The sequence below is a fragment of the Streptomyces sp. NPDC055243 genome (assembly GCF_044544025.1).
In the GTDB taxonomy this organism is placed as follows: Bacteria; Actinomycetota; Actinomycetes; order Streptomycetales; family Streptomycetaceae; genus Streptomyces.
Window position 1 is genome coordinate 82,750 of record NZ_JBITWR010000004.1, and the last position, 22,248, is coordinate 104,997.

23 protein-coding genes and 1 tRNA gene are annotated in these 22,248 nt (G+C 70.7%); 17 read left to right on the top strand and 7 right to left on the bottom strand.

The window, feature by feature from the left end; translation table 11 throughout:
• Positions 1-783: 783 nt before the first annotated feature.
• Positions 784-1,098, top strand: a complete 315-nt coding sequence (locus ACIGXX_RS13200) for a hypothetical protein (protein WP_399975339.1) — start codon at positions 784-786, stop codon at positions 1,096-1,098.
• A 61-nt stretch (positions 1,099-1,159) separates the two neighbouring features.
• On the top strand, positions 1,160-1,309 hold the full coding sequence (locus tag ACIGXX_RS13205; protein ID WP_351167446.1) for a hypothetical protein: 150 nt from the start codon (positions 1,160-1,162) through the stop codon (positions 1,307-1,309).
• A 40-nt stretch (positions 1,310-1,349) separates the two neighbouring features.
• On the opposite strand, the gene ACIGXX_RS13210 is transcribed toward ACIGXX_RS13205, so the two are convergent.
• Positions 1,350-2,855 (bottom strand): helicase HerA-like domain-containing protein, encoded by a 1,506-nt coding sequence (locus ACIGXX_RS13210; protein ID WP_399975343.1) that lies wholly within the window; start codon positions 2,853-2,855, stop codon positions 1,350-1,352.
• Positions 2,856-3,131: 276 nt separating this feature from the next.
• Between ACIGXX_RS13210 and ACIGXX_RS13215 the strand changes: the two genes are divergently transcribed.
• The gene (locus ACIGXX_RS13215) at positions 3,132-3,428 is read left to right on the top strand and encodes a type II toxin-antitoxin system VapB family antitoxin (protein WP_003955420.1); all 297 of its coding nucleotides are present in this window, start codon (positions 3,132-3,134) and stop codon (positions 3,426-3,428) included.
• 156 nt (positions 3,429-3,584) lie between these two features.
• On the top strand, positions 3,585-4,232 hold the full coding sequence (locus tag ACIGXX_RS13220) for a LytR C-terminal domain-containing protein (RefSeq protein ID WP_361469611.1): 648 nt from the start codon (positions 3,585-3,587) through the stop codon (positions 4,230-4,232).
• 26 nt (positions 4,233-4,258) lie between these two features.
• Here the strand turns inward: ACIGXX_RS13220 and upp are convergent, their stop codons facing one another.
• A complete protein-coding gene (gene upp, locus ACIGXX_RS13225; protein WP_351167440.1) occupies positions 4,259-4,894 on the bottom strand; it encodes a uracil phosphoribosyltransferase in 636 nt (211 codons plus the stop codon).
• Between the two features lie 148 nt (positions 4,895-5,042).
• On the opposite strand from upp, the gene ACIGXX_RS13230 reads away from it, so the two are divergent.
• From ACIGXX_RS13230 to ACIGXX_RS13270, 9 genes are all read left to right on the top strand, one after another.
• The gene (locus tag ACIGXX_RS13230; RefSeq protein WP_160505980.1) at positions 5,043-5,228 is read left to right on the top strand and encodes a hypothetical protein; all 186 of its coding nucleotides are present in this window, start codon (positions 5,043-5,045) and stop codon (positions 5,226-5,228) included.
• A gap of 206 nt (positions 5,229-5,434) precedes the next feature.
• Positions 5,435-6,007, top strand: a complete 573-nt coding sequence (locus ACIGXX_RS13235) for a hypothetical protein (RefSeq protein ID WP_351167583.1) — start codon at positions 5,435-5,437, stop codon at positions 6,005-6,007.
• Positions 6,008-6,097: 90 nt separating this feature from the next.
• On the top strand, positions 6,098-6,529 hold the full coding sequence (gene tadA, locus ACIGXX_RS13240) for a tRNA adenosine(34) deaminase TadA (RefSeq protein ID WP_361469839.1): 432 nt from the start codon (positions 6,098-6,100) through the stop codon (positions 6,527-6,529).
• Positions 6,530-6,608: 79 nt separating this feature from the next.
• A tRNA-Ser gene (locus ACIGXX_RS13245) sits at positions 6,609-6,693 on the top strand.
• Positions 6,694-7,136: 443 nt separating this feature from the next.
• Entirely contained in the window at positions 7,137-7,316 is a 180-nt protein-coding gene (locus ACIGXX_RS13250; RefSeq protein WP_351167438.1) for a hypothetical protein, read from the top strand.
• Positions 7,317-7,368: 52 nt separating this feature from the next.
• Positions 7,369-7,662: a Dabb family protein gene (locus tag ACIGXX_RS13255; RefSeq protein WP_351167436.1), complete on the top strand. Its 294-nt coding sequence runs from the start codon at positions 7,369-7,371 to the stop codon at positions 7,660-7,662.
• Between the two features lie 237 nt (positions 7,663-7,899).
• Positions 7,900-8,829, top strand: a complete 930-nt coding sequence (locus ACIGXX_RS13260) for an RNA polymerase sigma factor SigF (RefSeq protein WP_351167434.1) — start codon at positions 7,900-7,902, stop codon at positions 8,827-8,829.
• Between the two features lie 244 nt (positions 8,830-9,073).
• Complete coding sequence (locus ACIGXX_RS13265; RefSeq protein ID WP_351167432.1) at positions 9,074-9,934, top strand: RNA polymerase sigma factor SigF; 861 nt, start codon at positions 9,074-9,076, stop codon at positions 9,932-9,934.
• 90 nt (positions 9,935-10,024) lie between these two features.
• Positions 10,025-10,789 (top strand): hypothetical protein, encoded by a 765-nt coding sequence (locus ACIGXX_RS13270; protein WP_399975351.1) that lies wholly within the window; start codon positions 10,025-10,027, stop codon positions 10,787-10,789.
• A gap of 95 nt (positions 10,790-10,884) precedes the next feature.
• Here ACIGXX_RS13270 and ACIGXX_RS13275 read toward each other — a convergent pair whose 3' ends face one another.
• Positions 10,885-11,088, bottom strand: a complete 204-nt coding sequence (locus ACIGXX_RS13275; protein WP_249589006.1) for a hypothetical protein — start codon at positions 11,086-11,088, stop codon at positions 10,885-10,887.
• Between the two features lie 172 nt (positions 11,089-11,260).
• Here ACIGXX_RS13275 and ACIGXX_RS13280 point away from each other — a divergent pair, with 172 nt between their 5' ends.
• From ACIGXX_RS13280 to ACIGXX_RS13295, 4 genes are all read left to right on the top strand, one after another.
• A complete protein-coding gene (locus ACIGXX_RS13280) occupies positions 11,261-11,740 on the top strand; it encodes a MarR family transcriptional regulator (RefSeq protein ID WP_351167428.1) in 480 nt (159 codons plus the stop codon).
• 14 nt (positions 11,741-11,754) lie between these two features.
• Positions 11,755-14,289 carry an MFS transporter gene (locus ACIGXX_RS13285; protein ID WP_399975355.1) on the top strand — a complete coding sequence of 845 codons (2,535 nt, stop codon included), beginning with the start codon at positions 11,755-11,757 and terminating at the stop codon, positions 14,287-14,289.
• Positions 14,290-14,449: 160 nt separating this feature from the next.
• On the top strand, positions 14,450-15,268 hold the full coding sequence (locus ACIGXX_RS13290; protein ID WP_351167423.1) for a YceI family protein: 819 nt from the start codon (positions 14,450-14,452) through the stop codon (positions 15,266-15,268).
• Positions 15,269-15,616: 348 nt separating this feature from the next.
• Entirely contained in the window at positions 15,617-16,078 is a 462-nt protein-coding gene (locus ACIGXX_RS13295) for a PPOX class F420-dependent oxidoreductase (RefSeq protein ID WP_351167421.1), read from the top strand.
• Positions 16,079-16,103: 25 nt separating this feature from the next.
• On the opposite strand, the gene ACIGXX_RS13300 is transcribed toward ACIGXX_RS13295, so the two are convergent.
• From ACIGXX_RS13300 to ACIGXX_RS13315, 4 genes are all read right to left on the bottom strand, one after another.
• Positions 16,104-16,877: a TetR/AcrR family transcriptional regulator gene (locus ACIGXX_RS13300; protein WP_399975359.1), complete on the bottom strand. Its 774-nt coding sequence runs from the start codon at positions 16,875-16,877 to the stop codon at positions 16,104-16,106.
• 111 nt (positions 16,878-16,988) lie between these two features.
• Positions 16,989-18,506, bottom strand: coding sequence for an MFS transporter (locus ACIGXX_RS13305; RefSeq protein ID WP_351167417.1), 1,518 nt, complete (start codon positions 18,504-18,506; stop codon positions 16,989-16,991).
• A gap of 188 nt (positions 18,507-18,694) precedes the next feature.
• A complete protein-coding gene (locus tag ACIGXX_RS13310; RefSeq protein ID WP_399975362.1) occupies positions 18,695-20,893 on the bottom strand; it encodes an ArnT family glycosyltransferase in 2,199 nt (732 codons plus the stop codon).
• The gene (locus ACIGXX_RS13315; RefSeq protein ID WP_399975365.1) at positions 20,890-22,224 is read right to left on the bottom strand and encodes a glycosyltransferase; all 1,335 of its coding nucleotides are present in this window, start codon (positions 22,222-22,224) and stop codon (positions 20,890-20,892) included. Before ACIGXX_RS13315 ends, ACIGXX_RS13310 begins: the two co-directional genes overlap by 4 nt.
• Positions 22,225-22,248 lie beyond the last annotated feature (24 nt).

Sequence of the window (22,248 nt, forward strand, 5' to 3'; positions counted from 1 at the left end):
ACGCCCCACGCCCCGCAGCCGGCCGCCCACGCAAGGGGACGTGCCGGTATGTCCGCCCGGAGCACAGCTCCCAACACTCCGGCGCCGCAGCACCCCCACGGCCACCGGACGATAACGAGGACGCACATACCGGCACGGCCCCGCACCCACCAACAGACCGACCCCGCAGCACGCCCCACGCCCCGCAGCCGGCCGCCCACGCAAGGGGACGTGCCGGTATGTCCGCCCGGAGCACAGCTCCCAACACTCCGGCGCCGCAGCACCCAAGCGGCCACCGGACGATAGCGAGGACGGACATACCGGCACGGCACCGACCCCCCAGCCGGACCGGGACCGCAGCACGCCCCCACGACCCGCAGGCGGCAGCGCGACACAAGGGGACGGGCCGGTATGTCCGCCCGGAGCACGGCACCCAACACTCCGGACCCGAAGCACCCAAGCGGCCACCGGACGATAGCGAGGACGGACATACCGGCACGGCCCCGCACCCACCAGCCGGACCGGGACCGCAGCACGCCCCCACGACCCGCAGGCGGCAGCGCGACGCAAGAGGACGCGCCGGTATGTCCGCCCGGAGCACAGCTCCCAGCACTCCGGCGCCGCAGCACCCAAGCGGCCACCGGACGATAGCGAGGACGGACATACCGGCACGGCCCCGCACCCGAGGCGGACCCTCACCGCAGAGCCGCCCCCGCGCCCGCCCCCGCGTCCGCCGTAGCCCAAGAGGGCGGATCTCGGCGTCAGGTAACAGCAAGCGGGCCCCGCCGGGGGACATCACCCCTCATGAGCCGCGCCGCGCCACCCCGCCCCGCGTGGCTCCGCGCTGCCCTCGTCCTCCTCGCCCTCCTCGGCACCGTCCTGGCCCCCGCGTCCCCCACCGAAGCCGCCCCCGCCCCACCCGCGGCCGTCTCCACCGAGCCCACCGGCGAGGCCCACCAGGACACCGCCGACAGCGCACTCCGCGTCACCACCAGACGCCCCGCCCCCGCCGCGCGCCCCCGCAGTCCCCGCAACCCCCACCGAAGCCGCCCCCACCCCCTCCCCACCCGCGCCCGCAACCACCGCCCCGCCCCACGCTCCGTCGTCCTCCGCTGCTGACAGGCCCGCCCACCCGGCGGCCCCCACCACCACCAGCGAACCGAGGACAGGACAGACACCCATGCCCATCGACCCGTACGCGGCCCTGCACGCCCTCCTCCGCGCCGAAGCCGTACGCAACGCGCCCCCCGCCCCCAACCCGCCTCAGGCCCAGGCCCAGACCGACGAAGACGGCCAGCAGGAAGAGCGTCCCGAGCCGAACGACCGCTGACCCCGCCGGCGCAGACGCAGACGCTACGCAGCCGCCGGCCTCAGCGTCTGCGCCGAGCCGTCCCGAACACCGACCGCGAGATCTCCCGCCCGATCTGCGTCCCCAGCGACCGCGCAAGCGACTTGAAGATCCCGCTCCCCACCACCTGGTCCACCACGGAACCAGAACCAGGACCCTTCGCCGCCGGCTTCTCCACCTCAGCGGCAGCCGCCTCCACCTCCACCCGCCGCGCAGCCAACTTCTCGTAAGCCGACTCCCGATCCACCGCCTCCGCATACCGCCCGTACAGCAACGACCCCTTCACCGTCCCCTCCAGCGCCCCCGCCTCCACCGGCCCCATCAACGACTCCGGCGCCCGCAACCGCGTCACCGCCACCGGCGTGGGCGCGCCCTTCTCGCTCAGTACGGTGATCACCGCCTCGCCGGTGCCGATCGCGGTCAGCGTCTCCTCGAGGTCGTACGCCGAGTTGGGGAACGTCCGGACCGTCGCCTTCAGCGCTTTCTGGTCGTCCGGCGTGAAGGCGCGCAACGCGTGCTGGACCCGGTTGCCCAGCTGGGCCAGGACATCGCCGGGTACGTCCTTGGGCGTCTGCGTCACGAAGAAGACGCCGACCCCCTTCGAGCGGATCAGCCGCACGGTCTGGGTGATCGCCTCCAGGAACGCCTTCGACGCCCCGTTGAAGAGCAGATGCGCCTCGTCGAAGAAGAAGACCAGCTTCGGCTTCTCCAGGTCGCCCACCTCGGGCAGGTCGTTGTAGAGATCCGCCAGCAGCCACATCAGGAACGTCGAGAAGAGCTGTGGCTTGTCCTGCACGGCGGGCAGTTCGAGCACCGACACGAGCCCCCGCCCGTCCGGCGCCGCCCGCATGAACTCGCTCGTGTCGAACTCCGGCTCCCCGAAGAAGTCCCCCATGCCCTGCGCCTCGAAGGCGGTAAGGGCCCGCAGGATGACGCCCGCGGTGACCGTGGAGAGACCGCCGATCCCCTTCAGCTCGGACTTTCCCTCGTCCGACGTCAGGAACGTCACCACGGCCCGCAGATCCTTCAGATCGACCAGTTCCAGCCCTTTTTGGTCGGCGTAATGGAAGATCAGGCCGAGCGACTGCTCCTGGGTCTGGTTCAGCTGCAGCACCTTCGAGAGCAGCACCGGGCCGAAGCTCGTGATCGTGGCCCGCACGGGAATCCCGGTCCCGATGCCGCCCAGTGCGTAGAACTCGCTGGGGAAGCCCCGCGCCTCCCACGTCTGCCCGACCTCCCGCGCCCGCTCGGCGACCTTCTCGCCGCTCTCCCCCGGCACCGAGATCCCGGAGACGTCCCCCTTGATGTCCGCGAGGAACACCGGCACGCCCTGCGCGGCCAGCTGCTCGGCGACGAGCTGGAGGGTCTTCGTCTTTCCGGTGCCGGTCGCGCCCGCGACGAGCCCGTGCCGGTTGAGCATGGCCAGCGGAATGCGGATCTGGGCGTCGGGCAGACACCGCCCGTCCCACAGGAGCGCCCCGAGATCCAGCGCGGGCCCGGCGAAGGCGTACCCGGCGACGATCTCCATCGCTCTTTGAGGCAACGCACCGCCCCCGCTGCCGACCTCACCAGAGACGGCCTCCCCGGAACCCGCCCCTCCGCTCGTCACCCCCGCGACCGGCGAAGACTCGTTAGAGGGGTTCGCGCCTTCCGTCGTGGACGGCATCGGCTGGCTCTCGCTCACTTCTGCCCCTGTTCCCGGCTTGAGTGTTCCCGTTTTGCCCCGATTTCCGGCGTCATTTCCCAGAGTCGCACTCCGTCGCCATGGCTGCGCCCGGAGAGCCTTGCCCGGTAGGCTTTCCGTGTGATCTTCAAGCGCATCGGAAACGGCCGGCCGTACCCCGACCACGGCCGGGAAAGCACCCGGCAGTGGGCGGACGTCGCGCCGCGCCCGGTCCGCCTCGATCAGCTCGTGACGACCAAGGGCCAGCTGGACCTAGAGACGCTCCTCGCGGAGGACTCGACGTTCTACGGCGACCTTTTCGCGCACGTGGTGAAGTGGCAGGGCGACCTCTACCTGGAAGACGGGCTGCACCGCGCGGTCCGCGCCGCGCTCCAGCAGCGCCAGGTGCTGCACGCCCGCGTCCTCGAACTGGGCTGACGGCGGCAGAACGCGGCTGCCGGCAGCGGCCCGCCCCGGCAGCGGCCCGCCACGGCACCGGGCGCCCACTCCCTCATTGGCCCTTTCGGGTTGGACTGAGCCCGAGTCAATGATCATTTAGTAGGCATCACGGCGTCGTCGCACTACGCTGCGCCCATGAGCATGCTCACTCCCCCCGGCATGGGCGGCAAGTACCGCATCACGGGGGCCAAATATCCGCGTATGCGCCGAACCCGTGGCCGCCGCAGGATCGTGCTCGCGGTGGTCGCGTCCGTCGTCGCGGTCGGCCTGATCGGCTGGGGAACCCTGCAGCTCATCGACGTCTTCACGGGCGGCAGCAAGGCCACGGCCGCGGGCTCGCGCAGCGACTGCGCGGCCAAGCCGGGGCCCTCCGCAAAACCGCCCGCCCCCAAGGCGCTGCCCAAGCCGGGGCAGATCAAGGTGAACGTCTTCAACGCGACGCCCCGCGGCGGCCTCGCCAAGGACGTCGCGGCCGAGCTCAAGAAGCGCGGCTTCACCGTCGGCAAGGTCGACAACGCCCCGAAGGCGTACGACAAGAAGGTCAAGGGCACCGGGATACTGCTCGGCGCCAAGTCCGCCACGGACACCGCGGTACCGGTGCTCGGCACGCAGCTCGCGGGCGCCGAGAGCCGGACGGACGCCCGCAAGGGCGGCGAGGTGGACCTCATCCTGGGCTCGAAGTTCAAGGATCTGGCAAAGAAAGAGGACGCCGACAAGGCTCTGGCGGTACTCGCCAAACCCAAGCCGGCGCCCTCGACGTCCAGCGGCAAGAAAGACTGCTGAGCGCTGCGCCCGACGATCGCTGAGCGCTACTCCGCGGTGCCGTACATCCGGTCCCCCGCGTCGCCCAGACCCGGCACGATGTAGCCGCTCTCGTTGAGCCGCTCGTCGACCGAGGCCGTCACGACCGTCACCGGCGTGCCCGCGAGCTCGCGCTCCATGACCTCGACGCCCTCGGGCGCGGCCAGGAGCACCACGGCGGTGACGTCGTCCGCGCCGCGCTTGATCAGTTCCTGGATGGCCGCGACGAGCGTGCCGCCGGTGGCCAGCATCGGGTCCAGGACGTACACCTGGCGCCCGGAGAGGTCCTCCGGCATGCGCGTCGCGTACGTCGACGCCTGGAGCGTCTCCTCGTCGCGGATCATCCCGAGGAAGCCCACCTCGGCGGTCGGCAGGAGCCGCACCATGCCGTCCAGCATGCCGAGCCCGGCGCGCAGGATCGGTACGACCAGGGGCCGCGGGTAGGACAGCTTGACGCCCGTGGTCGGGGTGACCGGGGTCTCGATGTCGACCTGCTCGGTGCGCACGTCCCGGGTGGCCTCGTACGCGAGCAGGGTGACCAGCTCGTCGGCGAGGCGCCGGAAGGTAGGGGAGTCGGTGCGCTTGTCGCGCAGCGTGGTGAGTTTGTGCGCCACCAGCGGGTGGTCGACGACGTGGATCCGCATGCCGTCAACAGTAACCGCGCCCGGACCACCCGGGCTCCCCCGCGACGACCGGTGCCTTTCACGCCCCGGACCACCCGGAACCCTGCGCGCTGGCATCAAACCCGCCGTACGGGGGAAAGTGGACGTACGACCTGGGGTGGTGATGCCCATGCCGGACAGAGAGCCGGGCGGCCGAGAGCCGGACCGCGAGACCGAAGCCGAGCGCCGGCGCCGACGCGCCCAGTTCCTCCACGAGCGGGCCGAGGCCATCGAGCTCCGCGACCGCGTGAAGCCGCGCCGCGCCCGGGCGGCACGGATGCGTCAGCAGATGCGTATGCGCACGTTCCGCTGGTAGCGGGCACCTCTCACACAGGCATCGGGAAGGCGTCCGGGAAACGCGACGCGGAACACAGCGGGCGGAAGACCTCTCCTCGGGCCGTGGTTTCTGCCACGATTCCGAGTGGGCGGGGCTTGGAACAGCAACTCCCCCGCTCCCCGAACTCGCCGGGGGGACACCCAAACCGTCAACCGGCACTGTCTATGACCAGTGGGAGAGTCACGGTGTACTTCGCCGCACTGCTCGCGCGCACCGAAGACGGGTGGGAAGCGAGCGACACGGAGCTCGACGATGTGGAGACCCTGTCGGATCTGACCGACCTGGCCCGCGAGGCCACGGCCGGCAGCGCTGAGGACGACACCGTCCTCGTCTTCATCGAACAGGAGGACGCCTGGTTCGGCGTCGTCCGCGTCGACGGGGAGGAGGACCCTCGTATCTACGTCTCGGACGCGGCCGCGGCCGCCCGGAGTTCGTACGGCGAGATCCTGCTCACCGACGAGATGCTCGGCCGTGAGCCGGGCACCGAAGACCCGGGTGTCGACCTGGACGCCCTGGACCTGGACGGCACGGAGGACGGCGAACCCGCCGAGTCCGGGGCCGCCCCCGATTCCGCCGCCGACGACGAACCGGGGGAGACCGCGGGCGACGCGGTGCCCGCGGGGCCGCTGGGCGACTCGGAGCTCCTGACCGATCTCGGCGTGCCCGAGAAGGATCTGCTCGGTCTGGAGCCCGGTGACGCGCTCAGCGACATCGCCGAGATCCTCGGGGCGGCGGAGGTGCTGGAGACCGTCCGCTAGGTTCCCGGTGTGACCGACCGGAACACCCCCATCACCCCACCCGAACCCGACCGAGAAGCCGATCCCGTACGCGACCGCTGGCGGGCCCCCATGCGGCTCGCCCTGGCCCAGGCCGAACTAGCCGTCCAGGGCGGCGATGTGCCCGTCGGCGCCGTCGTGCTGTCCCCGGACGGCACGACGGTCCTCGCGGCGGGCCACAACGAACGCGAGGCGACCGGCGACCCGACCGCGCACGCGGAGGTGCTCGCCGTCCGCCGGGCCGCCGCCGCGCTCGGCGAGTGGCGCCTGGCCGGCTGCACGCTGGTGGTGACCCTGGAGCCCTGCACGATGTGCGCGGGCGCCCTCGTCCAGTCCCGGGTCGACCGGGTCGTCTACGGAGCGCGTGACGAGAAGGCGGGCGCCGCGGGCTCCGTCTGGGACGTCGTACGCGACAGAAGGCTCAACCACCGACCCGAGGTGATCGAGGGCGTCCTCGCGCAGGAGGCCGCGGCCCTGCTCACCCGCTTCTTCCGCGGGCGCTGAGCGGCTGCCGGGGCGCTGCCGGGCGGCTTCGGCCAAACGGATTTCTGACCACGGGGCACTTTGGGCTAGAGTTCCTCTCGGTAGCGTGTCCGAGCGGCCGAAGGAGCTCGCCTCGAAAGCGAGTGTGGGGAAACTCACCGTGGGTTCAAATCCCACCGCTACCGCTCTTGATACGAAGGCCCCGTCCGCGAGGACGGGGCCTTCGTCGTTCCCGGGACCGGCGTACGCACTTCCCGGGACCGGCGGACGCACGAGAGCCCCGGCGCCTTCACGGCACCGGGGCTCTCTCCCGCACAGGCCGGGGGAAGCGGCATCGGGGGGACAAGCCGCTTCCCCCGATGAGGACCGGAACCCTTGGCCGGCGCCGTCGTTCGGGGGAAGCAGACGGCGCGCGACCCCGCAGTGGGGCCAGTCCCGTGCCCTGCGGATTCCTGCCAGATCCGCCGGGGCACACACCAATCCTGCGTCCCGCGCCGCGGGGAACGGCCCGGCAAAGGGCCCCTGCTGCCAGGCCGTTGGTCCTTAAAGGCCCCGTGAGGACGTGCCGGGTTAGACTCACGCCCGTCACAGGGGTCACAGGCGCAGCAGGTAAGGGGAGGCCGGGAGCGTGGCGGTGCAGTGGAAGAAAATCGGGCTCTTCGCGGTCGTCGTCTTCATGCTCTACGTGATCATCACTGACCCCGCCAAGGCCGCGGACTATGTGCAGATAGGCTTCGAGGCGGTTTCGGACGCCGCTCAGAGCATCGGCGACTTCATGACGTGGGTCGCCAACGGAGGCAAGGACTGAGCGGTTCGTTCCGCCGTCCCCCCTCCTCTCCCCGCCCTTCCCAGGAGTGCGCATGATCCGCCATCTGGTCCTCTTCAAGCTCAACGACGGTGTGGAGCGCGACGAGCCGCGCGTCGTCGAGGGCGTCAAGGCCTTCCGCGCGCTCGGCGACCAGATCCCGGAGCTCTCGTTCTGGGAGTGCGACTGGAACATCACCGACCGGCCCATCGCGTACGACTTCGCCATCAACTCGGCGGTCGAGGACACCGATGCGCTGAAGCGGTACATCGAGCACCCCGCGCACCAGGCCGGTGTCGCGCTGTGGCGTGAGTTCGCCACGTGGGTGATCGCGGACTACGAGTTCTGAGCCGAGCGGCTCAGCGGCCCCGCGCGAAGCGGCCCCTCACCGGAACGGTGAGGGGCTTTTCTGCGTCTTTACGGCTCAACTTGCCCCTCAACACGTAGTTATCGGGTGCTTGCACACAGTGCACATGTCTTGTGATGCTATGACCGCTTTTGACGGATGAGTTGACCAGGGTCGGCTGATCTTGACTGAGCTCGACAGGACTTGACTGGGCTTGACCGAGAAGGGGTGGCGTTGACCGTGCCGGCCAGTACTGCGCCCGAAGCACCACCCGTGACCCCGCAAGCGAGCAGCAGCCCCACCACGCAGAGCGCACCGAGCTCACCGAGCACATCGAGCGCGCCGGGCCCACAGGGCGTGCAGCAGGGCGCGCAGGGCGCCCCCATCAGCGAGAGGGCCCCCAGCAGCAGGGGAGCCGACACCCGGGCCCTGACGCAGGTCCTCTTCGGCGAGCTCAAGGAGCTCGAACCGGGCAGCCCCGAGCACGGCCGCGTCCGCGGCGCGCTCATCGAGGCCAATCTGCCGCTGGTGCGGTACGCCGCCGCCCGCTTCCGCAGCCGCAACGAGCCGATGGAGGACGTCGTCCAGGTCGGCACGATCGGTCTGATCAACGCGATCGACCGCTTCGACCCCGAGCGCGGCGTGCAGTTCCCGACCTTCGCGATGCCCACCGTGGTCGGCGAGATCAAGCGGTACTTCCGCGACAACGTACGAACGGTCCATGTGCCGCGCCGTCTTCACGAGCTGTGGGTGCAGGTGACCGGGGCGACCGAGGACCTCACCACGGCGTTCGGGCGCTCGCCCACGACCGCGGAGATCGCCGAGCGCCTCCGGATCACCGAGGAGGAGGTCCTGGCCTGCATCGAGGCCGGACGTTCGTACCACGCAACGTCGTTGGAGGCGGCCCAGGAGGGCGACGGGCTCCCCGGTCTGCTCGACCGGCTCGGCTACGAGGACCCCGCACTCGACGGCGTCGAGCACCGCGACCTCGTCCGCCATCTCCTCGTCCAACTGCCCGAGCGCGAACAACGCATCCTGCTGCTGCGCTACTACAGCAATCTGACGCAATCACAGATCAGCGCCGAATTGGGCGTTTCTCAGATGCATGTGTCAAGACTGCTGGCCAGAAGCTTCGCGCGACTTCGATCCGCAAATCGGATCGAGGCGTAACCGTAACGAGTGGACTGCTCTCACGAGGGTTCCCGACGTTCTCGTGAGCAGAAATGCCCCAGACCCCCTCTTTCCTGCATCGATGTCACCCTTCTTTGTCGACATGTAACTACAGCGTGTTGCCGACATGTGACATTCTGCTGGAACCGCGTTTGCCGCAGCCCCACGTCCGGTATTCAGGTGGAGGCTGCGTTCCTCCGACGGGAGCGTCCGCCGTGACCGTCCGCGACCTCAAGGGGGTGGCATGTCCGCAGACCAGGGCAGCTCGAAGGTGCTCACGCTCACGAAGAGCGAATCAGCGCCCGCCGCGCTTCCGAGCCCGGTGGTTTCCGGGGCTTCCGGAGCCATCGACACCCGCACCCTGTCCCGCTCCCTGTTCCTGCGGCTCGCCGCACTCGACAAGGACAGCCCGGAGCGTGTCTACGTAAGGGACACGCTGATCGAGCTCAACCTCCCTCTCGTCCGGTACGCGGCGGCACGTTTCCGCAGCCGCAACGAACCGATGGAGGACATCGTCCAGGTCGGCACGATCGGCCTGATCAAGGCGATCGACCGATTCGACTGCGAACGGGGCGTGGAATTCCCGACGTTCGCGATGCCGACGGTCGTCGGTGAGATCAAGCGCTTCTTCCGCGACACGAGTTGGTCGGTGCGCGTGCCGCGCCGCCTTCAGGAACTGCGGCTCGCGCTGACGAAGACGAGCGACGAACTGGCCCAGAAGCTGGACCGCTCGCCGACCGTGCCCGAACTCGCCAAGGCGCTCGGGGTGTCCGAGGAGGACGTGGTCGACGGCCTGGCCGTCGGGAACGCGTACACGGCCTCGTCGCTCGACTCGCCCGCCCTGGAGGACGACGGCGGCGAGGGCTCCCTCGCGGACCGTCTGGGGTACGAGGACAGCGCCCTGGAAGGCGTCGAGTACCGCGAGTCGCTCAAGCCGCTGCTCGCCAAGCTGCCGCCGCGCGAGCGCCGCATCATCATGCTGCGCTTCTTCGCGAACATGACGCAGTCGCAGATCGGCGAGGAGGTCGGCATCTCGCAGATGCACGTCTCGCGCCTGCTCACGCGCACGCTCTCGCAGCTGCGGGAAGGGCTCATCGCGGACTGAGGGCACTCCCCCTGTGGCCGAACGAGCCGCAGGGGGACGGAAGTTGCTGACGGGGTTCCTAATTGACGGCCCGTCAGACACACTGACGCGATGCGACGTGGCATGCGGAACGTACTGGGTGCGTCCACGGCTGTCCTATGCCTGGGCGGTCTCCTCGCGGCTTGCGGCGGCGGGGACGGCGACGGCTATGTGGCCACGGGTCCGGCTGCCGCGGGGCCTGAGCGGGCGCCTGGCGCCGGCGTGGCCCCCACCGGCGACGTGGAGCTCGTGCCGCTGGACGAGGCCGAGAAGGCGCCTGGCGGCAAGGGGGGCTCCGAGCGTGAGGGCGGTGGCCCCGGGTCCTCATCGGAGCCCGGACCGGACGCCTCCGGCGGTAAGTCCCCTGACGGCAAGTCCGGTTCGGGGCCCTCGGGCACCCCGGACGGCGGCGAATCCTCCACCGGCTCGACCGACGGCGCCAAGCCCGGTCGTACGGAAGGGAGTTCGGGCAGCAGTCCGGACACGACGCCCTCGAACCCCGGCGGCGGCTCCAGCGCCCCTCCCAGCGGCCCCGCGAAGCTCAGCGTCGGCGAACCGCAGCGGAAGCCCGCGGACGACCGCTGGTGCGAGAAAGTGACCGTCTCCTTCAAGAACACCGGCGGATCGCCGGTGCGGTCGGGCACGGTCACCTTCGGTACGCACATCATCGGTGCCCTCGGCGTGGACTGGGCCACGATCGACTCCACGCGGGAGCTGCCCGCGCCCATCGGCGCGGGGGAGACCGTGAAGAAGACCTGGCCCGTGTGTGTCGAGGCCTGGCGGGTGCCGCTGGGGATGCATGTGGAGACGCGGGACGTCTCCGTCGACTGGAAGTAGTCGACTGGAAGTAGGGGTTCTTCTCCGCCTGCGGCTCCGCCGTGGCCGAGCGCGCAGTTCCCCGCGCCCCTAGAGGGGCGTTCTCCCTGCTTGAACTACTTGAGGGCCAGCCACGCCACTCCCGCCACCACCACGATCGCGAGTACGACGCCGATGATCAGGCCGATGCGCGGGCCCGCGGGCGCCGCCGCCGGCTGCTGTGCTCGGCCCTGCGGGGACTCGTCGACGAAGGCGCGGAACATCTGCGTGCTGCCGGCGGGGTCGGGGGTGTTCTGGGGGCCCTGGGGGTTGTGTGCCATAGCGCAGGACCCTAGCGAACCATCGGGGGTCGGCCCAACCCCCGCTGACCACCGACTTTACGAGCGCGGCGGCAGACCTTTGCCGACTCTTTAGGGCGTTGGTCCAGTTTTAGTTTGCCTGCGGCAACCAACTGTCTCTATCGTTGCCCTAAGCAACAACATAGGAGGTGCCGTGGCCGCGCAGCGTCATTACGAGGAGCTGGCCCGACAGCTCAGCGCCATCGGTGCCGTGAAGCGTGGCCTCGGAAGAGGGCTGCCGCACGACTGCCCGGGCGGGTCCGCCGCCGTACTCATCCTGCTCGACCGGCACGGAGAGATGCGGATGAGCAGACTCGCCGAGCTGCTCGCCGTGGACATGTCGGTGACGAGTCGCCACGTGGCCCATGTCGCCGAGAAGGAGTGGATCCACCGGGATCCCGACCCCGCCGACAAGCGCTCCCGCATCCTGCGCCTCACCCCCGAGGGCAGGACCAAGGTCGATGAGCTGTCCGAGCTGTCCATCAGGACGCTCACCCACTACTTGCATGACTGGTCAGACGACGAGGTCGTCCAGCTCAGCACGCTGCTCGCGCGACTGCGCGACAGCTTCGGGGACTGCCGTGCGGCTTCGGCCCGGCTCCCCTTCGAAGAGACCACCCGTACACCCGCGTAACGAAGAGGAAGCCCATGGCAACAACCACACCATCCGGTGTGCGGGGCAGCCACGCCAAGCACGGAGCGTCGCACGACGAGAACGCCCCGATGACGCACCGCCAGATCATGGAGGCCCTTTCCGGCCTGCTGCTCGGCATGTTCGTCGCGATCCTGTCGTCGACGATCGTCTCCAACGCCCTGCCTGAAATCATCGGCGACCTGGGCGGCGGCCAGTCCGCCTACACCTGGGTCGTCACCGCCTCGCTCCTGGCGATGACGGCGACCACGCCCCTGTGGGGCAAGCTGTCGGACCTCTTCAGCAAGAAGGCCCTGGTCCAGATAGCACTGATCATCTACGTGCTCGGCTCGGTCGTCGCCGGTCTCTCGCAGAACGCCGGGATGCTGATCGCCTGCCGCGTCGTCCAGGGCATCGGCGTGGGCGGTCTCTCCGCCCTCGCGCAGATCGTGATGGCCGCGATGATCGCCCCGCGCGAGCGCGGCCGTTACTCCGGCTACCTCGGTGCCACCTTCGCCGTCGCCACCGTCGGCGGCCCGCTGCTCGGCGGCGTCATCACCGACACCGACTGGCTCGGCTGGCGCTGGTGCTTCTACGTCGGCGTGCCCTTCGCGATCATCGCCCTGATCGTGCTCCAGAAGACCCTGAAGCTCCCCGTCGTGAAGCGGGACGTCAAGGTCGACTGGAGCGGCGCCTTCTTCATCTCGGCGGCCGTCTCCCTGCTCCTGGTCTGGGTGACCTTCGCGGGCGACAAGTACGACTGGATGTCCTGGCAGACCGGCGCGATGGTCGGCGGTTCGATCGTCCTCGGCCTGATCTTCCTGCTCGTCGAGTCCAAGGCGAGCGAGCCGATCATCCCGCTGCGGCTCTTCCGCAACCGCACGATCACCCTCGCCTCCATCGCCTCGCTCTTCGTGGGTGTCGGGATGTTCGCGGGCACCGTGTTCTTCAGCCAGTACTTCCAGCTGGCGCGCGACAAGTCGCCGACGATGTCCGGCGTCATGACGATCCCGATGATCGCCGGTCTGTTCGTCTCCTCGACGGTCTCCGGCCAGGTCATCACCAAGACCGGCAAGTGGAAGGCCTGGCTGGTCTCCGGCGGCGTGCTCCTGACCGCGGGCCTCGGCCTGCTCGGCACGATCCGCTACGACACCGAGTACTGGCACATCGCGATCTTCATGGCCCTCATGGGTCTGGGCATCGGCATGATGATGCAGAACCTCGTGCTCGCCACGCAGAACCAGGTCGCTCCCGAGGACCTCGGCTCCGCGAGCTCGGTCGTCACCTTCTTCCGTTCCCTCGGTGGCGCCATGGGCGTCTCGGCGCTCGGCGCCGTGATGTCGACGCGCATCACCCACTACGTGAAGGACGGTCTGGAGGACCTCGGTCCCAAGGCCGCCGGCATGGGCCACGGCGGCACCGGCGGCGGTGGCATCCCCGACCTGGACGCCCTTCCGGCGCCGTTCCGCACGGTCATGGAGAGCGCCTACGGGCACGGCATCGCCGACGTCTTCCTGATCGCCGCGCCGCTGGCCCTCATCGCGCTCCTGATCACGCTCTTCATCAAGGAGGTCCCGTTGCGTACGTCGGGTGGGCTCGCCCAGGCCGCTGAGGCGTCCCAGGCTCCGGCCGACGCTCCCGCCACCCCGGCGGCGTCCGCCCCGGTCGCCGACGAGCAGCCGGTCCTCGCCGCTGTCGGCGCGCACACCGAAGTGGGTCCCGACGGCACGCAGAAGCTCGCCGCCGTGGCCTCGTCGGCCACCGGTGACGCGCTCCCGCAGACCACCGGCGGCGGCACTCCGGTCCACGGCTTCGTCCGCGGCGCGGAGAGCGCCCCGGTCCCGCGGGCCGCGGTCACGCTGATCTCCCTCGGGGGTCGGCAGCTGGGCCGTGCGGTCGCGCAGGGCGACGGGTCCTACGCGGTCGACGCCCCCGGCGCCGGTTCGTACGTACTGATCGCGTCGGCCGACGGCTTCCAGCCGCAGGCCTCCACGATCGTCGTCTCCGACGAGGCCCTGAACTACGACATCCTGCTGAGCGGCACGAGCGGCCTCAGCGGTGTGGTGCGGGCCTCCGACGGCAAGCTGCCGGTCTCCGGCGCGATGGTCATCGTGACCGACGTGCGCGGCGACGTCCTGGCCACCGGGCTCACCGGTGAGCAGGGCGAGTTCACCTTCGCCGAGCTGGTGCCCGGACAGGTCACCATCGCGGTGAACGCCGCGGGACACCGCCCGATGGCGCTGCCCGTCGAGGTGGGCGCGGTCGGCGTCACCCGGGTCGAGGTCGAGCTCAGGGCCGGTTCGCAGGTGCTGGGCACCGTGCGCGCCAAGGGCGGACCGCTGAACGACGCGCGGGTCACGCTGGTGGACGCGGCGGGCAACGTCGTCGCCACCGCCACCACCGGGTCGGACGGCGCGTACGCCTTCACCGACCTGGACAGCGGCGAGTACACGGTCATCGCGACCGGCTACCCGCCGGTGGCGACGGGCCTGACGGTCTCCGGTGAAGGTGTCGGTGACCACGACATCGAACTCGCCCACCCGGGCGAGTAATTGACCCCGGCCCGTGCGCGCGCTTCGAGCGGATGCGCGCGCACGGGCCGGTTGGGGAAAGGGCCCCCGAGTTGGTGGTGACGCACACGGCAGGGGACGGCCGTGTCACCGCCACCGGGGGCCACACTCTTTTGTGAGCTCGGCAAGGAGAAGGAACGGGATGGGACTCAGCGCTCGGATTCGGACGCGTGACGGGTGGGCGGTGTCGCACGCCGTCGTCACCCTGACGGACATGACCGGTACGCAGGTGCTGCGGGCGGCGGCGGACGCGGAGGGTGCCGTGCGCGACGCCACGGAGCTGCCGCCGGGCCCGTACACCGTGATCGTCACCGCGGTCGGCTACGCGCCCGTGGCCTCGACCGCGCTCGTCACGGCGAGCGGCCGTGCCGAGGTGGGCAACATCGTCCTGGCCCGGCAGGGCGGCACGGAGCTGCCGCCGCCCGGCCCCTGGACCATCGACCCGGCGCACTCGACGGTGGGCGCGGTCGCCCAGCACCTGGGGATCACCAGCGTGCACGGCCGGTTCACGGAGTTCGGGGGCCGCGTGGAGATCGCCGAGGACGTGGAGAAGTCGCGCGTCGAGGCGGTCATCAGCTCGGCGTCCATCGACACGGGCAACGGCATGCGGGACGGCCACCTGAAGTCGCCGGACTTCCTGGACGTGGAGCGGTACCCGGAGCTGACGTACCGGTCCACGGGCCTGACGCCCGCGGGCCCGGACCGCTGGACGGTTCAGGGCGATCTGCAGATGCACGGCGTCGTACGCCCGGTGGAACTGGACCTGAGCTACCTCGGTACGGGGGCGGACCCCTGGGGCGGCACGCGTGCGGCGTTCCGGGCGACGGCGGAGCTGCGCCGCGAGGACTTCGCGATGAACTACAACCAAGTGGTGCAGGCGGGGATCTCGGCGATCGGCACGACGCTGCGGGTGGAACTGGACATCCAGGCGGTCCAGGGGGAAGCGTTGCCGCAGGTCTAGCGGGGCTGGCGGGGCTGGCGGGAGCGGTTCTGCTCCGTGGTGGGGCGGGGCCGCGCCGGTATGTCCGTCCTCGCTGTCGTCCGGTAGCCGCGGGGCTACTTTGCCCCCGGAGCGCCAGGAGCCGTGCTCCGGGCGGACAAACCGGCACGCCCCCTCACGCGCGTCGCCGACTGCGGGGCAATCGGACGGGCGGGCGAGAAAGGCCTGTTCGTCGCGGGGCAAGGCTGCGGGGCAATCGGGCGGGTGGGCGGGAAAGGCCTGTTCGTCCAGGGTCGGATGCAGGGTGAACGGGTGGGTGGGCGGGAGAGGCACGGCCCCCCGCGCCGCCCCCGGCGTATCGTGCGGGGCATGGCTCCGAACATCGCTACCAACACCACCGTGTCCCTCGCGGAGTTGCTGGACTTCGTCCGCCCCCGGCATCGGGCGATCCTGCTCACCGCCCGCGCGGACGGCGCCCCGCAGGGGTCCCCCCTGACCTGCGGGGTCGACGACGCCGGACGGATCGTGGTGTCCACCTACCCCGAGCGGGCCAAGACGCGGAACGCCAAGCGGAACGCGAAGGTCAGCGTCATCGTGCTCAGCGACGAGTGGAACGGTCCCTGGGTCCAGATCGACGGCACGGCCGAGGTCATCGACTCCCCGGAGTCGGTCGAGCCCCTCGTCGAGTACTTCCGGAACATCTCCGGTGAGCACCCCGACTGGGACGAGTACCGCGAGGCGATGGTGAAGCAGGGCAAGTCCATCATCCGGATCACCCCGGAGCGGTGGGGCCCGGTCGCCACCGGGGGTTTCCCCGCAGCGAAGGCCTAGTCGGCGCCCAAGGCCCAGGGGCCCGTCACAGCGTGGCCTCGATGCCCGCCACCAGCAGGTCCAGCGCCACCTTGAAGTCCAGCTCCCACATCTCCTCGACCGTGGACCCGCCCCGCGCCTCCATCATGTCGGCGGAGCTGTGCAGGGTCTCCTCCAGACCGGGATGCGCGCTGACCGCGCCCATCGCCTCCTTGAAGTACTCCCCGGGAGTGAGCCCCGCCGCCGTACAGCGCGCGATGTAGTGGCCCTGGACCGTGCCGAATCCGTACACGAACTGGAAGACCGCGGCGATCGCGCCGGCCTGCTTCTCCGTGGGCAGGCCGGTCTTGCGCACCACTTCCTGCACGGTCAGCGCGAATTTGATCCAGTTCGGGCCGATGTTGAGGAAGTTGCCGACGAGCGGCGACACCCAGGCGTGCCGGACCAGCAACCCCCGGTACTCCTCGGCCAGTTCGCGCAGCGTCTCGCGCCACCGCTCGGGCGTGATCGACTCCGGGTCGGGCAGGGCCATCTCCCCGGCGGCCGCGTCCAGGGCCAGTTCGAGGAGGTCGTCCTTGGTGTCGACGTACCAGTACACGGACATCGCCGTGACGTTCAGGTCCGCCGCCAGGCGCCGCATGGAGAACTTGGCGAGGCCCTCCTCGTCCAGGAGGCGGACCGTGGCCTCGGTGATGCGGTCCCGGTCGAGACCGGAAGGCTGGTCACTCCTGCGGCTGCCCGCGCCGTTCCGGGGGGCCTTGCCCTCCAGCCAGACGCTGGTCCGCGCGGGGCGCTTCGCGCGGTCGGCTGCCTTCGCCATGGCGCACCTTCCTGGTCCTGAGCTGTTGTACCGGTACCGGTACCGGTCCTACGAGTCCTGCGAGGCGGACGGCAGACCGGAATCGGCCAGTCCGTCGCCCACCCGTCGATGCTATGCGGACGCCGTGGCCGCGCCCGCCTTCGCAGAGTCTGCCCTCTCGGCCCGCTTCAGCAACGCGGCCGCCAGCAGGCCACCGAGGAGCACGGCCACCGCGCCCACCAGCTGACTGGTCTGAAGACCCGAGGAGAACGCGTCGGCGATCCTCGTGCGTTCGGCGTCCGACCCCGCCGCGGCAAGCGCCGCGGGCAGCGAGACCGCGGAGACGGTCACGAGCGAGGCGAAGCGTGAGTTCAGGACAGCGCCGAGCACGGCGACGCCCAGACCGTTGCCGAACTCAGCGAGCGTGCCGTTGACGCCCGCGCCCACACCGGCCTTCTCCGGCGGGATCGCGCTCATGATCGCGTTGGCCATGGCGGGCATGGCGAGCGCGATGCCCGCGCCCATCACGATGAGGCCGGTCAGCATCCCCGCGTAGTTGTCGCCGCCGAGCACGGCGATCGCGGCGAGGCCCGCGGAGAGCAGGGTCATGCCGATCGCGATCGTCGCGGGGGTGCTGGTCTTCTTCAGGAGGCGTGCGCCCAGGCCGGTGAGGTTGAGCGCGACGACGGTGACCGCGAGCGGCGCCGTGCGCAGGCCCGCCTCCAACGGCTCGTATCCGAGGACGAATTGGAGGTGCTGGGTCAGCAGGAACAGCGAACCGCCCATGCCGAAGGCGACCAGGATGGCGCCCGCGACGGCGCCGATGAAGCGCTGGTTGCGGAAGAAGTGCATGTCCAGCATGGGGTACGGGATGCGCAGCTCCCAGACGACGAAGACGCCGAGGACGGCCACGCCCACCGCGGCGGCCACCAGGACCTGCGTCGACGTCCAGCCGTGTTCGGGGCCGGAGATGATCGCGTACACGACCGAGGCCATGCCGATGGTGGAGAGCAGCGCGCCGAGCAGGTCGGGGCGGTCGCCCTGCGGGTTCTTGGACTCGGGGACCAGCTTGATCACCGCGGCGAGCGCGACGAGCACCACGGGGATGTTGATCAGGAAGATCGCGCCCCACCAGAAGTGGTTGAGCATGACCCCGCCCATCAGCGGGCCGAGCGCGAAGCCGAGGGAGTTGACGGTCGACCAGAGGCCGATCGCCTTCATCCGCTCGCTGTCGTCGAAGATCTGCACGACCACGGCGAGCGTGGTGGTGATCAGGAGCGCACCGCCGATGCCCATGCCGGCGCGCGCCGCGATGAGCTGCGCGGAGGACTGGGCAAGGCCCGCCACCAGCGAACCGACGCCGAAGAGGGCGAGGCCCGCGGTCAGCATCTTCTTGCGGCCGTAGCGGTCGGACGCGCTGCCCGCGGTGAGCAGGAGGCCGGACTGGACGAGCGAGTAGGCGTTGATCATCCACTGGATGTCGGCCGTGGACGCGTCCAGTTCCTCGGTGAGGGAGGGGATGGCGACGTTCAGGACGGTGTTGTCCAACAGGACGGTGAGCTGGGCGAGGCAGATGACGCCCAGGATCAGCCAGCGCTGGGGGTGCCCTTGGGGGGTGCTGGGGGTCTCGGCGGTCGTCGTTGCCGTCATGCCTCCCTCTCCTTCTGCTTATACGGTGTACGTGTGGTCAGCGACGTACACCGTAAGGCATGTCCCGTACGGCGTACAAGACGGTTTCCCCGCGGACATTTGCCCCGCGGACAGCACGACGGGGCCGACCGCAGGCTGCGGCCGGCCCCGAACCCGAAGACGTACGGGCTGTGAGCTTTTGGGTTACGTCAGCTCTTCGGCCGGGTCAGGTCGTAGAAGGTCGCGCTGCCGACCGTGACCTTCTCGAACGTGTCCTCCACCCAGGACGTGATCTTGGAGGAGGTGCCGCTGTCGCCGCCCATGCCGCCTCCCATGCCACCGCCCGAGATGAAGTAGTGGATCCTTCCGTCCTCGACGTACTGCTTGAACTGGGCGAGGGTCGGGGACGGGTCGCTGCCGTTGAAGCCGCCGATGGCCATCACCGGGTCGCCGGTCGCGAGTTGGTAGCTGGCCGCGTTCTGCGAGCCGATGGCCGCCGCCGACCAGGTGTAGTCCCCGGCATTCGCCGCCAGGAGCTTCTTCGCCTTGGCGCTGACCTGGGCGCCGTCGAGGAGGCCGCCCATGCCGCCGCCTCCGCCCATGCCGCCGCGCTCGGCGGTGCCGCCGCCGGGCATGGCGCCCTGCTGCTTGCCCTGGGAGTTGGTGCCCTGCTTGCCGTTCTGGCCCGGAGGACGGCCCGTGCCGCCGCCGTTCTGGCCGCCGGTCGGGGGCTGCATGGCGTTGCCGCCCTGCTGGCCGTTCTGACCCTGCTGCGCCTGGCCGTTCTGCCCGTTCTGGCCGGGCGGCTGCATCGCGCCGCCCCCGCCACGACCGCCGCCCCCGCCGGGACCGCCACCGCCAGGGCCGCCGCCCATCCCGCCCGCGGAAGCGGGCCCCGCGGTCACGATCGACCCGGTGTGCGCGCTGTTCACGGTGGAGAGGGTGTACGCGACCGGGCCCGCCAGGGACGCCGCGAAGCTCAGCCCCACTGCCGCGACGGCGAGTTGGCGCCCGATCCGGGCCGCGACCAGCAGGCCCACCGCGCCCACGAGGCCGCCGACCAGCACCGCCCAGCGCAGCCACGGCACGTAGTCCGGGGTCCGGCCGAGCAGGGTGTACCCCCACCAGGCCGTGCCCGCGACGCTCACGCCGAGCAGGGCGCCCGCCCACCACTTGGCGCGCTCCTCCCACAGGACCGTGGCGCCCATGCCGATCAGCGCCGCGATGTAGGGGGCGAGGGCGATCGTGTAGTACTGGTGGAAGATCCCCGCCATGAAGCTGAAGACGGCCGCCGTCATCAGGAGCGCACTGCCCCACGCCACGAACGCCGAGCGCACGGTGTCGGTCCTGCGGGCCTTCCAGGTGAGGACGATGCCGCCGACGAGCAGGATCAGCGCGGCCGGGATCAGCCAGGAGATCTGGCCGCCGACCTCGGAGTTGAACATCCGCCCGAGCCCGGTCTCGCCCCACTGGCCACCGCCGCCACCGCCACCGCCACCGCCGCCTCCGACGCTGCCGGTCTCCTCGCCGTTGATGCGGCCGAGGCCGTTGTAGCCGAAGGTCAGCTCCAGGAAGGAGTTGTTCTGCGATCCTCCGATGTACGGGCGCGAGGACGCGGGCCACAGCTCCACGATCGCCACCCACCAGCCGCCGGCCACGATCATCGCGAGCCCGGAGAGGGCGAGCTGGCCGAAGCGCCTGCGCAGCCGCACGGGTGCGCACACCGCGTACAGGACCGCGAGCGGCGGCAGGATCAGGAACGCCTGGAGCGTCTTGGCCAGGAAGGCGACGCCGACCGCGACGCCCGCCCACACCAGCCACTTGGTGCTGCCCTTCTCCAGGGCACGCAGCACGCAGTACACGGTGACGGTCATCAGGAGCGCGAGCACCGCGTCCGGGTTGTTGAACCGGAACATCAGCGCGGCGACCGGCGTGAGCGCGAGCACCGCCCCCGCGATGAGCCCCGCCGCCGGGCTGAAGCGGCGGCGCACGGCGGCGTACAGGACACCGACCGTCGCGACGCCCATGAGCACCTGCGGGGCAAGGACCGCCCAGGAGTTGAGCCCGAAGAGGCGTACGGACAGGGCCATCGGCCAGAGCGCGGCCGGGGGCTTGTCGACGGTGATCGCGTTGCCCGCGTCGAGCGAGCCGAAGAACATCGCCTTCCAGCTCTGGCTGCCCGCCTGGACGGCCGCGGAGTAGAAGGAGTTGGCGTAGCCGGACGCGCTGAGGTTCCAGAAGTAGAGGACCGCGGTCGCGAGCAGCAGGCCCAGGAAGGCGGGGCGCGCCCAGCGCGGGTCGTCGGGACGGCCGCGCCAGAGCCGCGCTGGCAGGGCGCGCGGGCCCCGGTGGGCGCGCTCGCCCGGCGCCGCGTGCAGCGGCGCGGGCGGATGGGAAGTCGTCGTCATCGTGCGTTCCTCGGGTCGTGTGCGTAGGTGAGCTCGTACGAGGACGGGGCGTCGCCGGGCTGCGGCGCCGCGTCGGAGCGGCGGTCCGGGAAGACCCAGGCCCGCAGCAGCAGGAACCGCAGCACCGTCGCCGCGAGGTTGGCGGCTATCAGGACCGCCAGTTCCGTGCCGTGCGACGCGTCGCTCGACGCCGCGTCCAGGGCGGCCAGCGAGCCGCTGGTCAGGGCGAGGCCGATGGCGAAGACCACCAGGCCCTGCGCCTGGTGGCGCATCGCGCGGTCGCGGCCGCGCACCCCGAAGGTGAGGCGGCGGTTGGCGGCCGTGTTGGCGACCGCCGACACCAGGAGGGCGAGCGCGTTGGCCACCTGCGACCCCGAGAACGTACGGAAGCCTGAGTACAGGAGCAGATAGAAGAGCGTGGAGAGCGCGCCGACCACGCAGAAGCCGACCAGCTGGCGGGCCAGACCGCCCGGCACTCCGGTCAGCTGCCGGTCGCGCGGGTCGTCCCCGAAGGGACGCGCGAGGCGGTCCAGCGGGAGCGCGCCGACCGCGAGGGCGCGCCCGACCCGCCACACCCCCTTGAGGTCGTCGGTGGCCGTCTTGACCAGGTGGACCGTGGAGTTCGGGTCGTCGACCCAGTCGACCGGCACCTCGTGGATGCGCAGGCCCGCGCGCTCGGCGAGCACCAGCATCTCGGTGTCGAAGAACCACCCGGTGTCCTCGACCAGCGGAAGCAGCACGCCCGCCACGTCACCCCTGATCGCCTTGAACCCGCACTGGGCGTCGGAGAAGCGGGCGTGCAGGGAGCTGCGCAGGATGAGGTTGTAGCCGCGCGAGATGAATTCACGCTTGGGGCCGCGCACCACCCGCGAGCTGCGCGCGAGCCGGGAGCCGATCGCCAGGTCCGAGTGGCCGGAGATCAGCGGCGCGACCAGCGGGAGCAGCGCGTTGAGGTCGGTGGACAGGTCCACGTCCATGTAGGCGAGGACGGGGGCGTCCGACGCGGACCACACGGCGCGCAGGGCACGCCCACGCCCCTTCTGTTCCAGGCGCGTGTAGCGGACCTCTTCGCTCGACGCCGCGAGCCGCGCCGCCACCTCGGGGGTGCGGTCCGTGGACGCGTTGTCCGCGATCGTGATCCGGAAGGGATAGGGGAAGGTGCGGACGAGGTGGTCGTGCAGGCGCAGCACGCACGGCCCCAGATCCTTCTCCTCGTTGTAGACGGGGATCACGATGTCCAGGACGGGCACATCGCGCCATCCGGCGGGGAGGTGGGCCCGCGCCGGCAGAGGGACCGAGCAAGCGCCGCCCGGAGAAGAGTCGGTTTGCATGACACCGACATTCGCCAAGTGGTC

Excerpts from the sequence above, each read along its gene's own strand:
- ACIGXX_RS13205 (WP_351167446.1), top strand. The coding sequence starts at position 1,160 with ATGCCCATCGACCCGTACGCGGCCCTGCACGCCCTCCTCCGCGCCGAA.
- ACIGXX_RS13305 (WP_351167417.1), bottom strand. The coding sequence starts at position 18,506 with ATGACGGCAACGACGACCGCCGAGACCCCCAGCACCCCCCAAGGGCAC.
- ACIGXX_RS13300 (WP_399975359.1), bottom strand. The coding sequence starts at position 16,877 with ATGGCGAAGGCAGCCGACCGCGCGAAGCGCCCCGCGCGGACCAGCGTC.
- ACIGXX_RS13295 (WP_351167421.1), top strand. The coding sequence starts at position 15,617 with ATGGCTCCGAACATCGCTACCAACACCACCGTGTCCCTCGCGGAGTTG.
- tadA (WP_361469839.1), top strand. The coding sequence starts at position 6,098 with ATGCGGCTCGCCCTGGCCCAGGCCGAACTAGCCGTCCAGGGCGGCGAT.
- ACIGXX_RS13315 (WP_399975365.1), bottom strand. The coding sequence starts at position 22,224 with ATGCAAACCGACTCTTCTCCGGGCGGCGCTTGCTCGGTCCCTCTGCCG.
- ACIGXX_RS13265 (WP_351167432.1), top strand. The coding sequence starts at position 9,074 with ATGTCCGCAGACCAGGGCAGCTCGAAGGTGCTCACGCTCACGAAGAGC.
- ACIGXX_RS13210 (WP_399975343.1), bottom strand. The coding sequence starts at position 2,855 with ATGGAGATCGTCGCCGGGTACGCCTTCGCCGGGCCCGCGCTGGATCTC.
- ACIGXX_RS13220 (WP_361469611.1), top strand. The coding sequence starts at position 3,585 with ATGAGCATGCTCACTCCCCCCGGCATGGGCGGCAAGTACCGCATCACG.
- upp (WP_351167440.1), bottom strand. The coding sequence starts at position 4,894 with ATGCGGATCCACGTCGTCGACCACCCGCTGGTGGCGCACAAACTCACC.
- ACIGXX_RS13270 (WP_399975351.1), top strand. The coding sequence starts at position 10,025 with ATGCGACGTGGCATGCGGAACGTACTGGGTGCGTCCACGGCTGTCCTA.
- ACIGXX_RS13290 (WP_351167423.1), top strand. The coding sequence starts at position 14,450 with ATGGGACTCAGCGCTCGGATTCGGACGCGTGACGGGTGGGCGGTGTCG.
- ACIGXX_RS13285 (WP_399975355.1), top strand. The coding sequence starts at position 11,755 with ATGGCAACAACCACACCATCCGGTGTGCGGGGCAGCCACGCCAAGCAC.
- ACIGXX_RS13255 (WP_351167436.1), top strand. The coding sequence starts at position 7,369 with ATGATCCGCCATCTGGTCCTCTTCAAGCTCAACGACGGTGTGGAGCGC.
- ACIGXX_RS13230 (WP_160505980.1), top strand. The coding sequence starts at position 5,043 with ATGCCGGACAGAGAGCCGGGCGGCCGAGAGCCGGACCGCGAGACCGAA.
- ACIGXX_RS13310 (WP_399975362.1), bottom strand. The coding sequence starts at position 20,893 with ATGACGACGACTTCCCATCCGCCCGCGCCGCTGCACGCGGCGCCGGGC.
- ACIGXX_RS13200 (WP_399975339.1), top strand. The coding sequence starts at position 784 with ATGAGCCGCGCCGCGCCACCCCGCCCCGCGTGGCTCCGCGCTGCCCTC.
- ACIGXX_RS13275 (WP_249589006.1), bottom strand. The coding sequence starts at position 11,088 with ATGGCACACAACCCCCAGGGCCCCCAGAACACCCCCGACCCCGCCGGC.